The organism is Micromonospora sp. FIMYZ51 (assembly GCF_038246755.1).
Taxonomy (GTDB): Bacteria; Actinomycetota; Actinomycetes; order Mycobacteriales; family Micromonosporaceae; genus Micromonospora.
Genome location: NZ_CP134706.1, coordinates 1,485,805 through 1,499,110 on the forward strand (window position 1 = coordinate 1,485,805; position 13,306 = coordinate 1,499,110).

A 13,306-nucleotide genomic window follows, 5' to 3' on the forward strand; every position below is an offset into this window, starting at 1 on the left:
CCGTGACGATGCACACCCTCTCCGTGCTGGTGGAGAACAAGCCGGGCGTACTGGCCCGGGTCTCCGGGCTGTTCTCCCGGCGCGGCTTCAACATCGACAGTCTCGCGGTGGGCGAGACGGAGAACCCGGACGTCTCGCGGATCACGATCGTGGTCAACGCCGAGTCCTCCCCGCTGGAGCAGGTCACCAAGCAGCTCAACAAGCTGGTCAACGTACTCAAGATCGTCGAGCTGGATGCGTCGACCTCGGTGGCCCGGGAGTTGCTGCTGGTGAAGGTGCGTGCCGACCGCAACGCCCGGAGCCAGGTGCTGGAGACGGTCAACCTGTTCCGGGCCCGGGTGGTCGACGTGGCCCCGGACACCCTCACCATCGAGGCCACCGGCACCGCCGACAAGCTCGACGCGCTGCTGCGCGACCTTGAGCCCTTCGGCATCAAGGAAATGGTCCAGTCGGGCCTGGTGGCGATCGGGCGCGGCTCGCGTGCGATCACCGCCGGTCCGGCCCTGCGGGCCGCCTGACCCAGACCGCGCCGGTCGGCCTGCGGGCCGGGCGGAACCACGACCACGACGGGCCGCACCGGCCGCCGTACGAAAGGGAAGTCATGAGCGTTGAGGTGTACTACGACGACGACGCCGACCTGAGCCTGATCCAGGCGAAGAAGGTCGCCGTGATCGGGTACGGCAGCCAGGGCCACGCCCACGCGCTGTCGCTGCGCGACTCGGGGGTCGACGTGGTGATCGGTCTGCCGGAGGGCTCGAAGAGCCGGCCGAAGGCCGAGGAGCAGGGCCTGCGGGTGCTCACCCCGGCCGAGGCGGCGGCCGAGGCCGACGTGATCATGATCCTCGCGCCGGACACCGCGCAGCGCCACATCTACGCCGAGTCGATCGCACCGAACCTCAGCGCGGGCAAGGCGATCTTCTTCGGGCACGGTTTCAACATCCGGTACGGGCTGATCAAGCCGCCGGCCGACGTGGATGTGGCGATGGTCGCCCCGAAGGGCCCCGGCCACCTGGTCCGCCGGCAGTACGTCGACGGCAAGGGCGTGCCCTGCCTGGTCGCCGTCGAGCAGGACGGCAGCGGCAACGCCCTGGCGCTGGCCCTGTCGTACGCCAAGGGCATCGGTGGTACCCGCGCGGGTGTCATCAAGACCACGTTCAAGGAGGAGACCGAGACGGATCTCTTCGGCGAGCAGGCGGTGCTCTGCGGCGGCGCGGCGGCCCTGGTGCAGACCGGCTTCGAGGTGCTCACCGAGGCCGGCTACGCCCCCGAGGTGGCCTACTTCGAGTGCCTGCACGAGCTGAAGCTCATCGTGGACCTGATGTACGAGGGCGGCATCGCCCGGATGCGCTACAGCGTCTCCGACACCGCCGAGTACGGCGACCTCTCCCGGGGGCCGCGGGTCGTCGACAGCCGGGTCAAGGAGGAGATGCGCAAGATCCTCACCGAGGTCCAGAACGGCGAGTTCGCCCGCGAGTGGGTGGCTGAGGACGAGGCCGGCCGGCCCAACTTCCGCAAGTGGCAGGCCGAGGGCGCGGCGCACCCGATCGAGGAGACCGGTGCGAAGCTGCGCGGCATGATGAGCTGGGTGGACCGCCCGATCACCGAGACCGCCTGATCAGCTTTTCGGGCCGGCGGCCCGTGCCCCGACGCTCTCCCCGGCGGCGGGTCACGGGCCGCCGTCATGTCCCGGCGTGCCGCTGGGCTGCCTGCCCGGCGTCGGGCCGTAGTGGGCCTCGCCACGCGGTGCGCTGATGAACGGGGCATGACAGGCGTGCGACAGACCCGTGTGAGGGCACTCACCCCACGGTCTGAGACACGTTGCCCGGGCTGCCGCCTACGATCCCTGATAGGTGCTGGCCAGCTGGCACCTGACGGCACATGGCACGGACCAGCGCCGGCCGCAGCGCGGCGTTCCGGCGCTCCAGACCGCTCGCACACCAGCGTCTACGAGGACCAATGACTCCTGTCGTACTGATCGCCGAAGAACTTGCCCCCGCCGCCATCGAGGTGCTCGCCCACGACTTCGACGTCCGGCACGTCGACGGCACCGACCGCCCGGCCCTGCTCTCCGCGCTGTCCGAGGCCGACGCCGTCATCGTCCGTAGCGCCACCCAGATCGACGCCGAGGCGATCGCCGCCGCGCCGCGGCTGAAGGTCGTGGCCCGCGCTGGTGTGGGTCTGGACAACGTCGAGGTGCCGGCCGCCACCGCCCGGGGTGTCATGGTCGTCAACGCCCCCACCTCCAACATCGTCTCCGCCGCCGAGCAGGCGGTCGCGCTGCTGCTCGCGGTCGCCCGCAACACCGCAAGCGCCAGCGCCGCGCTCAAGGCGGGGGAGTGGAAGCGCTCGAAGTACACCGGCGTCGAGATCCAGGGCAAGACCGTCGGCGTGGTCGGCCTCGGCCGCATCGGCGTGCTGTTCGCGCAGCGCATCGCCGCGTTCGGCACCCGGCTGATCGCGTACGACCCGTACATCCAGCCGGCCCGGGCCGCGCAGCTCGGGGTACGCCTGGTCGGGCTGGAGGAGCTGCTGCGGGAGAGCGACTTCATCTCGATCCACCTGCCGAAGACCCCGGAGACCGTGGGCCTGATCGGTGAGAAGGAACTGTCGATCGTCAAGCCGGGCGTACGGATCGTCAACGCCGCGCGCGGCGGCCTGATCGACGAGCAGGCCCTCGCCGACGCGCTCGCCGAGGGCCGGGTCGGCGGTGCCGGGGTGGACGTGTACGCCAAGGAGCCCTGCACCTCCTCGCCGCTGTTCGCCTTCGACAACGTGGTGGCCACCCCGCACCTGGGCGCCTCCACCGCCGAGGCGCAGGACAAGGCGGGTCTGGCCGTGGCGAAGAGCGTGAAGCTGGCGTTGCAGGGCGAATTCGTGCCGGACGCGGTGAACGTGCAGGCCGGTGGCGTGGTCGCCGAGGACGTCCGCCCGCTGCTGCCGCTGGCCGAGAAGCTCGGCCGCGCCTTCACCGCGCTGGCCGGCGGCGTCGCCGCAAGCGTCACCATCGAGGTGCGGGGCGAGATCGTCGACCACGACGTCTCGGTGCTCAAGCTCGCCGCGACCAAGGGGCTGTTCAGCTCGGTGGTCGAGGAGCAGGTGACCTACGTCAACGCGCCGCACCTGGCCGCCCAGCGCGGGGTCGAGGTGACGCTGACCACGCAGACCGAGACCGTGGAGCACCCGGTCCTGGTGACCGTACGCGGCGCGCTGCCCGACGGCCGCACGGTGAGCGTCTCCGGCACGGTGACCCACGCCGGCAGCCGGGACCTGCTCAAGCTGACCGAGGTGGACGGCTTCGACGTGGAGATCGGCGCGGAGGGCATCCTGCTCTTCCTGCGCTACGCCGACCGTCCGGGGGTGGTCGGCACCGTGGGCACCCTGCTCGGTGAGGCCGGCATCAACATCGCGGCGATGCAGGTGGCCCGGCGCGAGGCCGGCGGCGAGACGCTGATGACCCTCACCGTCGACCAGGCGCTCGGTGCGGACCTGCTCACCTCGGCCGCCGACTCCATCGGCGCGACCGCGGCCAGCGCGGCCGACCTGCGCGACGAGTAGTCCACGCACGACCGGTAGGGGCCCGACCTCATGGTCGGGCCCCTCGTCGTCGCGCGGGGCTCTGCGGGCTGCCGCGCGGTTCAGCCGGGCAGGCGGGCTGCCGGCGGCGGATAGACCGAACCGTCCTGGGCGTCGAAGAGCATCAGCCGACACTCACCGGCCAGCCGCTCGATGTCGAGCAGCACCTGATCGGCGCAGGCCGGATCCAGGTTCAGTTCGATGTGGTCGGCCGCCGTGTGCAGGGGCGTGACCGCCCAGGGGCTGCCCGGACCCGCCGCGCGCTCGGGGTAACTGGCGGTGATCGCCCGATAGAAGGCGACCAGTCGCGGGTCCGGTTGGCGCTGGAGGTGCTGGCCCTGCCGGCACCGCTGCACCGCCGCTCGCACGTCCTCGGGCGTCGCCCTGTCCGCCAGGGCCCACACGCTCAGATCGAAACTCACGGCGGACAGCGTGCCATCCGCACTTTCCCTTGTCGAAAACGCCCCGGCTGCCGGGTGGTCCAGGGTGGAACGGTGCCGGGATGTCCTGTGTGGACCCCTTGCCGTAAATCGCGTCAATTCGATAGCGTACGCAGGCGGTTGCTGGCCGCGCCCGTGGCGCCGGCCCGTCTTCGGGTGGCGAGGTTGACGCACCGGCCGACCAGTCCCGCACCCCTCGATTGCGCGAGCCACGCGCACTCGTCGCCGACCGGCCCCCACGGTCGTTGCCGCGACCGTGGGGGCCGATCGCTGCACTCGGCCGCAGTCGATCGTCGTCCGCGACACCCGTGCACATTTCTGCTGCCGTCCGGTCTCTGCTGCCGTCCGGCAGCGAGCGCCGATGCCGTCGGTGCGCCGGTGGGTGGGGTGTGTCGGCCTCAGCGGCGGGCGGCGAGCAGCACCCGGTACTCGGATCCGGGGCCGAACCAGTCCAGTCCGGCCGGGCCGGCGGCGTAGAGGGCGGTGGCGTAGGCGTCGGCCACCGCCAGATCCGGGCCGATCACGGTGGCGGCGACGAGTTGGTCGGCCGGTGCGCCGGTGTGCGGGTCCACCACGTGGCCCTGCCGGCCGGTGACCCCGGAGGTGCCGATCGCGCCGCTGGTCAGCTCCAATACCAGTGGCGCGCGTCGGCGGTCGGTCGGATGGTGTACCGCGACCCGCCACGGGCCACCGTGCGCCGCGTGGCCGCGTACCGTCAGGTCGGCGCCGGTGAGCACGGCGTAGTCGTGGATGCCCGCGGCGCGCAACCGGGCCGCCGCTCGCTCGACGGCCCAGCCGCCGAGCAGGCCGCCGGGGTCGAACCCACCGGGCACGGCCCAGGCGTCGAACCAGCCGTCGGTGGCCGCCCGCATCGCGGCGCACCGGTCCACCAGGTCCGCCAGCGGCGGGTACGACTCCGGGCTGATCTCGCCCCGGCGCAGCCGGGACACCAGACTGTCCGGGCGGTTCGGGCCGTAGGTGAGGTCGATCGCCCGCAGTTCGGCCACCGCGTCGCGCAGTGCCTCGCCAGTGCCCCGCCGGCCGACCCACTCCGGCGCGTTCAGTAGCAGGGTGTACTCCGCGGTCGAGGTGCGTACGGTGTGCCGGACGGCGATCCGGTCCCCGGCTACCAGGCCGGACCGGTCCGGGCGCCGGTCACGGGTGCCCAGCCGCAGGTCGGGCCGACGGTAGCGGAAGGCGGCCGGATCCACCCAACGGGTTCGTGGCTGCTCGTCGGTCCACATCGCCTCGTCCCTCCCTCGACGTTCCGCCACGCCGTCGTGGTGGTCGCCCCCCGGGCCAGCCGGCCCGTCGAGGATCACGCTAGGCAGCGCAGATGACCGCTGCATGAATGCGTGCTGGGATTCTGCTGTGCGTTCCGCTTCCCGAAAAGTGGAACATTCGTACCGGGACGCGGGACGGCAGCGTACCGTCGAGCCACACGAGCGAAGGAGCTGACGACGTGGCACGGATCGCGGTGGTGGCCGGGGACGGGATCGGACCTGAGGTGGTCGCGGAGGCCCGCAAGGTCATTGACGCGGTGCTGCCCGGGGTCGAGGCCACCGAGTACGACCTCGGTGCGGCACGTTACCACCGCACCGGCGAGGTGCTGCCCGACTCCGTGCTGACCGAGCTGGCCGGGCACGACGCCATCCTGCTCGGTGCCGTCGGCGACCCGACCGTCCCGCCCGGTGTGCTGGAGCGGGGCCTGCTGCTGAAGCTGCGCTTCGCCTTCGACCAGTACGTCAACCTCCGGCCGTCGCGGCTCTGGCCGGGCGTGTCCAGCCCGCTGGCCACCGTCAAGTCGGGCGAGGTCGACCTGGTGGTCGTCCGGGAGGGCACCGAGGGGCTCTACGCGGGGGCCGGCGGTGCGCTGCACCGGGGCACCCCCGCCGAGATCGCCACCGAGGAGAGCCTGAACACCCGGCACGGAGTCCAGCGGGTGGTCCGGGACGCCTTCGCCCGCGCCAAGCGGCGCGAGCGGCGCAAGGTGACCCTGGTGCACAAGACCAACGTGCTCACCCACGCCGGCTCGCTGTGGGCCCGCACCTTCGAGGCGGTAGCCGCCGAGCACCCCGACGTGGCCACCGAGTACCAGCACGTCGACGCCGCCGCGATGTTCCTGGTGACCCAGCCCCAGCGCTACGACGTGGTGGTCACCGACAACCTCTTCGGCGACATCCTGACCGACATCGCCGCCGCGGTGACCGGCGGGATCGGGCTGGCCGCCAGCGGCAGCATCAACCCCGACGGGGCGTACCCGTCGATGTTCGAGCCGGTGCACGGCTCCGCGCCGGACATCGCCGGTCGCGGGGTGGCCGACCCGGTCGCCGCCATCCTCTCCGGCGCGCTGCTGCTCGACCAGCTCGGGCACGCCGACGCCGCGGCCCGGATCACCGCCGCGGTCAGCGCGGAGCTGGCCGCCCGCGGCCCGGCGGCGACTCTGCGTACCGCCGAGGTAGGCGACCGGATCGCGGCGCAGGTAGCCGGCTGAGCCGACGCGCCGCCGGTGAGCTTCGAGTGGCGGGCCGCCGCCGTCGGTGGCCTGCTCCGCCGGCTACCGGCCGTCGTCTTCCTACCGACCGGTCGACCTACCCGCTGAACGACCGTTCGGGGTAAGTTTTCTGGCACATACGTTTCCGGTGTGCGGCTGCGCGCATGCCGTGGTCCCTCAGGGAGGTCAGCGCGATGAGCGGTGGTGACAAGATCGACTTCGAGATCCGTCCGAATCCCGCGCCGGTATCCGCCACCGACCGGGCCGCCCTGCTGGCCAACCCCGGGTTCGGTCGGGTCTTCACCGACCACATGGTCACTATCCGCTACGCCGAGGGCAAGGGCTGGTACGACGCCCGGGTCGAGGCTCGTGCGCCGATCCCGATGGATCCGGCCAGTGCCGTGCTGCACTATGCGCAGGAGATCTTCGAGGGGATGAAGGCGTACCGCGCCGCCGACGGCGGGGTGACCATGTTCCGCCCGTACGCCAACGCGGCCCGCTTCAACACCTCCGCCGCCCGGATGGCGATGCCGGAGCTGCCGGAGGAGACCTTCGTCGACTCGCTGCGCCGGCTGATCGAGATCGACCGCGAGTGGATCCCCGACGGCGAGGACGGCAGCCTCTACCTGCGGCCGTTCATGTTCGCCAGCGAGGTCTTCCTCGGCGTCCGACCGGCGAACGAGTACCTCTACGCGGTGATCGCCTCACCGGTGGGCGCGTACTTCGCCGGCGGGGTCAAGCCGGTCACGGTCTGGGTCTCGCCCGACTACACCCGGGCCGCGCCGGGCGGCACCGGTGCGGCCAAGTGCGGCGGCAACTACGCCGCCTCGCTGGCCGCCCAGGCCCAGGCCATCGAGCACGGCTGCGACCAGGTGGTCTTCCTGGACGCGGTGGAGCGCAGCTACGTCGACGAGCTGGGCGGGATGAACATCTTCTTCGTCTACGACGACGGCTCGATCGCCACCCCGCCGCTGACCGGCACCATCCTGCCCGGCATCACCCGGGAGTCGGTGATCGCCTTGGCCGAGGCGACCGGGCACCAGGTGCAGGAGCGGCCGGTGAGCTTCGCCGAGTGGCAGGCCGACGCCGCCAGCGGTCGGCTCCGCGAGGTCTTCGCCTGCGGCACCGCCGCGGTGATCACCCCGATCGGCGGGGTGCGCTTCCCCGACGGTGAGTTCGCCGTGGCCGGCGGCGAGCCCGGCACGATCACCATGGCCCTGCGCCAGCAGCTGATCGACCTCCAGCGCGGCAAGGCCGCCGACCCCCACAACTGGGTGCACCGCATCTTCTGAGGTGTAAGGAAGGGCCCCTTCTTAACGTCTGAGGTAGAGAAGGGGCCCCCTATTAACGCCTCGGCTCGCCTGAGCTCGGCTCGCCTGAGCTCGGCTCGCCTGAGCTCGGCTCGCCTGAGCTCGGCTCGGCTCGGCTGGCTCGGCCGGGGCTTCGTCAGCGGCGCTAGTCGAGCAGGTGGGTGCGGAGCGCGGCGAGCTGGCCGTCGGTGACCCCGGCGTGCCGGAGGTAGCCCTCGACGGAGCCGTGCCCCTCGCGGATCTCCGCCAGGAAGAGCAGCATCGTCTCCGCCGGCGAGGCGAGGAAGGGTGGCGGCACCTCCGGGGCGTCCGGGAAGGTGGCGGTGACCCAGGCGCTGAAGCGCTGCGATGCCTCGGCGGTCAGCGCGTAGTCCGCCGCGATGTCCGCGTCCTCGACGCCGAGCGCGGAGAGCGTCAGGCCGCAGACGATGCCGGTACGGTCCTTGCCCGCGACGCAGTGCACCACCACCGGTGCGTTGGCGCTGTCCGCGATCAGGCCGATCGCCTGGGCCAGCCCGGCGGTGCCGGTACGGGCCAGGTCGGCGTACCGGTCGGCGAGGTAGCGGGCGAGGTCACCGCCCGACTGGTACGGCTGCTGGCTCCAGTCCGCGTGCTCGGGGTGGATGTGCCGGTAGCTCAGCCCGTCGAAGTCGGGGACCCGGCCGTCCCGCTCGACCTCGGTCGGGCGGCGCAGGTCGATGACGGTCCGTACGCCGAGCGACGTGAAGACGTCCCGGTCGGCGTCGTTGATGCGGTGCAGCGAGTCGGAGCGGTAGAGGCGGCCGGTGCGGACGGTGCGGCCGTCCCGGCTGCGGTAGCCGCCGACATCGCGGAAGTTGAAGGTCGTGGCGAACGGGATCCTGCGGGTTACCTCGGTGGCGTCCACCCTGACACGGTAGCGGCCGGTGGGGCGGTGCCCCACCGGCCGTCGCGCTCTCCCGCCGAAAGCTGCTCCATCGCGGAAGCGTCGGGCTGCCCCGCCGAAAGCTGGCGGGAAGCTGTCGGGCTCCGCCGCCGAAAGTCGCTCCAGCGCGGGGAAGCTGTCGGGCTGTCCCGCCGGAGCAGGTGGCGGAGATTCAGGTCACCGCAGGTTGCCGGGCGGGGTGGCGGCGTACGTGTCGGAGTAGTAACCGCCCAGCTTGTCGCGGTACGCGGGGTCGGCGGCCGTCTCGTCGTACTCCGGCGCGGCCTTGATCTGGTCCTTGTTGCGGTCCACGTAGACCTTCTGCTCCTCGTGGTCCACGTGGTTCACGGTGCCGGCCGGCAGCATGACCTTCTTGCCGAAGATCCAAGGGCCGGTGTCGACCACCAGGTAGCTGCCGTTGACCTCGTTGCTGTCACTGTCGATCTTGCCGATCGAGCCGTCGGTGGCCTCGACCTTGTAGCCGATCAGGGTGCTGCCGGCGACGCCGGCCTCGTCCCGGTAGCTCCAGGGGTCGAAGTTGCCGGTGGGCGCGCCGCCCATGACAACCCCCTGGTCGACGCCGCGAAGGGCCGGGTCGGGCGTGGCCTGCGTGGTGTTCTGGTTGAGCTTGTCCATGGGAATCTCTCCTGCCTCGACTGCGTGAGTCGTCTCGGAGGAACGTGCTTCCTTGTCCCGAAAACTCCTACCCCGCCCGGCGGGTCCTACACACCCGGTCCGACCACGCGCGGGTGTCGTCCCGACATGTGGATTCCGCCTCCCAGAACCCCCCGTGAGGTGGCAGAGTGCAGAACGTGACAAGCACCGCCCGCATTATTGGCAACTAGCGCGCCGGCCTTCCCTCCGCCGAGCGCGCAGACCTCCCGCAGCCGCGGGGGGTCTTTTTGTTGCGCTGGCCGGTGCCTGACGAAGGGATCTCCATGACGTTCCAGGTCTACGACACGACCCTGCGCGACGGTGCCCAGCGCGAGGGGCTCAGCTACTCGGTGGTCGACAAGCTCGCGGTGGCGCGGCTGCTGGATGAGTTCGGCGTCGGCTTCATCGAGGGCGGGTGGCCGGGCGCGGTGCCGAAGGACACCGAGTTCTTCCGTCGGGCGCGTACCGAACTCGATCTCCAGCACGCGGTGCTTGTCGCCTTCGGTGCCACCCGCCGGGCCGGCGCCGTCGCCGCCGACGATCCGCAGGTACGCGGTCTGCTCGACGCGCAGACCCCGGCGATCGCCCTGGTCGCCAAGGCCGACCTGCGGCACGTCGAGCGGGCGCTGCGCACCACCGCCAAGGAGAACCTGGCGATGATCCACGACACGGTGACCCACCTGGTGGCCGAGGGACGGCGGGTCTTCGTCGATGGTGAGCACACCTTCGACGGCTACCGCTACGACCCGGCGTACACCGCGTCGGTGGTGGAGACCGCGCTCGCCGCGGGCGCCGAGCGGTTCGTGCTCTGCGACACCAACGGCGGCATGCTGCCCTCCTGGGTGACCGCCGCCATCGCCGACCTCACCGACCGGATCGGCGTCGCGCCGGAGATGCTCGGCATGCACGCCCAGAACGACACCGCGTGCGCGGTGGCCAACACCATCGCCGCCGTCGAGGCCGGTGTCCGGCACGTGCAGGGCACTGCCAACGGGTACGGCGAACGGCCCGGCAACGCCGACCTCTTCGCCGTGGTGGCCAACCTTCAGCTCAAGCTCGGGATGCCCGTCCTACCGGAGGGCTGCCTCGAACAGATGGTGCGGGTCTCCCACGCCATCGCCGAGATCGCCAACATCGCCCCCGACACCCACCAGGCGTACGCCGGGGCCGCTGCCTTCGCCCACAAGGCCGGGCTGCACGCGAGTGCGATCAAGGTGGATCCGCTGCTCTACAACCACATCGAACCCGAGGTGGTGGGCAACGACATGCGGATCCTGGTCACCGAGATGGCCGGCCGGGCCAGCATCGAACTCAAGAGTCGTGAGTTGGGGCTGGATCTGGCCGGCCATCCGGAGGCGCTGTCCCGGGTCACCAACCGGGTCAAGGAGTTGGAGGCCGGCGGCTGGTCGTTCGAGGCCGCGGACGCCTCGTTCGAGCTGCTGGTCCGCTCCGAGTTGCCGGGTGCCGCCCCGGCGCGGCCGTTCGCCCTGGAGTCGTACCGGGTGCAGGTCGAGCACCGCGAGGACGGTGCGGTGGTCTCCGAGGCGACGGTGAAGATCCGGGTACGCGGCGAGCGGGTGATCGCCACGGCGGAGGGGAACGGCCCGGTCAACGCGCTGGACGAGGCGCTGCGGGTCGGCCTCGGCCGGCACTACCCGGAACTGCGCGACTTCGAGCTGGCCGACTACAAGGTGCGCATCCTGGAGGGCAGCCACGGCACCGGCGCGGTGACCCGGGTGCTGGTCGAGACGGCCGACGGCCGGGGCGGCGGCTGGACCACCGTGGGCGTGCACCCCAACGTGGTCGAGGCGAGCTGGCACGCCCTCGTCGACGCGCTCACCTACGGGGTGGACCGGGCCCGGGTGTAGCGGGTTAGCCGGCTGCGGCCGGCAGTGTCAGCTCGGCGAGGACCATCCGGTGGTCGCTGCCGGGTAGCGGACGCACCGCCACGTCGCGTACCGCGATGCGGCGGTCGACAAGCACGTGGTCGATCGTCACGGGCGGGATCAGGGCCCCGTCGTACGGGCCCCAGGTGCCGGCCAGCCCCGCCCCGACCGAGGCGGCGGCGTCGGTGTAGCCGGTGTCGATCAGGTCCCGCAGCGGTGCGTGGTCGAGCGTGGCGTTGAAGTCCCCGGCGAGGATGCTCAGCGCCCCGTCCGGGGTGGCCGCCGGTTGTGCCGCCAGGTCGGCGCGCCACGCGCCGACCTGGTCCAGCGCGTACGGGGCCGCCGGATGGGCCGACTCGACGCGGACCGGGGGCGCGCCGGGCACCGCCACCGTGGCGTACGCCTGGGTGAAGCCCCATGCGGCGCGTAGCTGGCGGATGCCGCCGTCGCTGATCGGGTGCCGGGCGTAGAGCCCGGAGCCGGGACTGCCCTCCATCGGGTTGAGCTGCCGGTACGGCAGCAACCGGTCGAGGCCGAGCCGGTCCAGTCCGGCGGCGGCCGCCGGGGTGAACTCCTGCACCACGAGCACGTCCACCCGCTCGGTGCGAACCAGGTCGACAAGGGTCTGCGGATCAGCGGAACCGACCAGCAGGTTCGCGGTGAGCAGCCGCAGCGTCGGCCCGTCGGCCGGCGGCTGCGGCGTGGGCAGGGCCCGGGGTGCCACCACCGCGAGCAGCGCCACGGTGGTCACCGCCGCGACGCTCGCCGGCCACCGGCGCCGCAGCGCGAGGGCGAGCACCAGCGGGCCGAGGGACCCGATCAGGACGTACGGGGTGAAGGCGACCAACTGCACCAACGGCCCGCGTTCGATGCCGAGGAGCCGGACGGCGAGCCAGGTGGCGGCGGGCATCACGGCGGCCCAACAGAGTGCGGTACGGCGACGCTGTCCTCCGGTTGCCGGCGTCGGTCGGCTCGGCGCGGTGCCGGTACGCGTGCTCACGGGTTCAGATTATCGAACCCGCGCCGCTCGTTTGCGAATAGTCCCACACTCGCGTTTCACAATTCTGTCGGCCCCTTGTGCGGATTGCGAAATGTGGTGACCGGGCGTTGACTGAGTTGTTTTTTCGGTGCTATTTTCCACATGGTTGTGATGTCAGAGCACAGAGGACGTACTGCCTGGTCAGGCCGGCTTATGATCTTGTCTGTTCAATGTCATGCGCCCGGTCGGCCATTCTTGGAGCGGAGCCGTCAAATTACTCCGGATCATTATCGCTGTAGATTTCCGATTCGCTGAAAGTGGGTCGGTCGGATCACCCCGGTCAACCAAGGGAGAACCTGTCATGGCCAAGCTCTTCTCACGCAGATCGGTGGCGGTGGCGGCAAGCGCGCTGGCGCTGGCACTCGCTGGTGGCGGCATCGCCGCTGCCGCCCAGCCGCCCACCGCCGCCAAAGCCCCCGTCGATTCCGCCCAGGCGGACGCCCGCGCGGGTGTCTCCGGCGGTCAGCCGCAGGTGACGCCCGAGGAGGCCCGGCAGGCCAGGGCGGCGCTCAAGGGGTCCGTCGGCACCGAGGCGATCATCGGATCCACCTCCTTCGCCGTGGTGGGGTCCGGCGGCAACCTCATCCGGGGCCTCGACGCGGTCTCGGCCACCAAGTACGGCCCCGGGCAGTACCAGGTGCTGTTCAACCGGGACATGACCCGCAGCGCCTACGTGGCCACCATCGGCACGAACTTCCAGTGCTGCATTCCGCCGGCCGGTGAGATCTCGGTCGCCCCGCGCCTGAACACGCCGAACGCGGTCTACATCCAGACGCGCAACTCGTCCGGTAGGCCCGCGGACCGCCCGTTCCACCTGGCGGTCTTCAGCTGACGAGCGACACCGGGTACCGGCCGCCCGCCCGGGTGGCCGGTACCGCTGTCCGGCTTGTCCCGCCGAGGGTGCCGGACGGCCTGACTCGGCGGGTAAGGGTGCCGGAGGGCGCGGCTCGGCCGGTAAGAGTGCCGGACGGCCCGGCTCGGCGGCTAACGGTGCCGGTGGCCCGGC

Annotated in this window: 12 protein-coding genes; 7 read left to right on the forward strand and 5 right to left on the reverse strand. The window is 71.6% G+C overall.

The window, feature by feature from the left end; translation table 11 throughout:
- Nucleotides 1-2: 2 nt before the first annotated feature.
- The 3 genes from ilvN to serA all read left to right on the forward strand — a co-directional run bounded on the left by ilvN (nt 3) and on the right by serA (nt 3,555).
- Complete coding sequence (gene ilvN / locus QQG74_RS06985; RefSeq protein ID WP_341719479.1) at nt 3-518, forward strand: acetolactate synthase small subunit; 516 nt, start codon at nt 3-5, stop codon at nt 516-518.
- An 83-nt stretch (nt 519-601) separates the two neighbouring features.
- Nucleotides 602-1,615, forward strand: coding sequence for a ketol-acid reductoisomerase (gene ilvC / locus QQG74_RS06990; RefSeq protein WP_341719480.1), 1,014 nt, complete (start codon nt 602-604; stop codon nt 1,613-1,615).
- 341 nt (nt 1,616-1,956) lie between these two features.
- Nucleotides 1,957-3,555 (forward strand): phosphoglycerate dehydrogenase, encoded by a 1,599-nt coding sequence (serA, locus tag QQG74_RS06995; RefSeq protein ID WP_341719481.1) that lies wholly within the window; start codon nt 1,957-1,959, stop codon nt 3,553-3,555.
- A gap of 80 nt (nt 3,556-3,635) precedes the next feature.
- On the opposite strand, the gene QQG74_RS07000 is transcribed toward serA, so the two are convergent.
- Nucleotides 3,636-3,995, reverse strand: a complete 360-nt coding sequence (locus QQG74_RS07000) for a hypothetical protein (protein ID WP_341719482.1) — start codon at nt 3,993-3,995, stop codon at nt 3,636-3,638.
- 416 nt (nt 3,996-4,411) lie between these two features.
- Nucleotides 4,412-5,257 carry an FAD:protein FMN transferase gene (locus QQG74_RS07005; protein WP_341721155.1) on the reverse strand — a complete coding sequence of 282 codons (846 nt, stop codon included), beginning with the start codon at nt 5,255-5,257 and terminating at the stop codon, nt 4,412-4,414.
- 218 nt (nt 5,258-5,475) lie between these two features.
- Between QQG74_RS07005 and QQG74_RS07010 the strand changes: the two genes are divergently transcribed.
- Together QQG74_RS07010 and QQG74_RS07015 are read left to right on the forward strand one after the other, a co-directional pair.
- Nucleotides 5,476-6,507 carry a 3-isopropylmalate dehydrogenase gene (locus QQG74_RS07010; protein WP_341719483.1) on the forward strand — a complete coding sequence of 344 codons (1,032 nt, stop codon included), beginning with the start codon at nt 5,476-5,478 and terminating at the stop codon, nt 6,505-6,507.
- 194 nt (nt 6,508-6,701) lie between these two features.
- Nucleotides 6,702-7,799 (forward strand): branched-chain amino acid aminotransferase, encoded by a 1,098-nt coding sequence (locus QQG74_RS07015; RefSeq protein ID WP_341719484.1) that lies wholly within the window; start codon nt 6,702-6,704, stop codon nt 7,797-7,799.
- Nucleotides 7,800-7,962: 163 nt separating this feature from the next.
- Here QQG74_RS07015 and QQG74_RS07020 read toward each other — a convergent pair whose 3' ends face one another.
- Both QQG74_RS07020 and QQG74_RS07025 read right to left on the reverse strand, forming a co-directional pair.
- Nucleotides 7,963-8,703 carry a tyrosine-protein phosphatase gene (locus QQG74_RS07020; protein ID WP_341719485.1) on the reverse strand — a complete coding sequence of 247 codons (741 nt, stop codon included), beginning with the start codon at nt 8,701-8,703 and terminating at the stop codon, nt 7,963-7,965.
- 195 nt (nt 8,704-8,898) lie between these two features.
- Nucleotides 8,899-9,282, reverse strand: coding sequence for a PRC-barrel domain-containing protein (locus QQG74_RS07025; RefSeq protein ID WP_341721156.1), 384 nt, complete (start codon nt 9,280-9,282; stop codon nt 8,899-8,901).
- Between the two features lie 377 nt (nt 9,283-9,659).
- Between QQG74_RS07025 and cimA the strand changes: the two genes are divergently transcribed.
- Entirely contained in the window at nt 9,660-11,243 is a 1,584-nt protein-coding gene (gene cimA / locus QQG74_RS07030; RefSeq protein WP_341719486.1) for a citramalate synthase, read from the forward strand.
- Nucleotides 11,244-11,247: 4 nt separating this feature from the next.
- On the opposite strand, the gene QQG74_RS07035 is transcribed toward cimA, so the two are convergent.
- Entirely contained in the window at nt 11,248-12,171 is a 924-nt protein-coding gene (locus QQG74_RS07035) for an endonuclease/exonuclease/phosphatase family protein (RefSeq protein ID WP_341721157.1), read from the reverse strand.
- A gap of 430 nt (nt 12,172-12,601) precedes the next feature.
- Here QQG74_RS07035 and QQG74_RS07040 point away from each other — a divergent pair, with 430 nt between their 5' ends.
- Complete coding sequence (locus QQG74_RS07040; RefSeq protein WP_341719487.1) at nt 12,602-13,132, forward strand: hypothetical protein; 531 nt, start codon at nt 12,602-12,604, stop codon at nt 13,130-13,132.
- Nucleotides 13,133-13,306 lie beyond the last annotated feature (174 nt).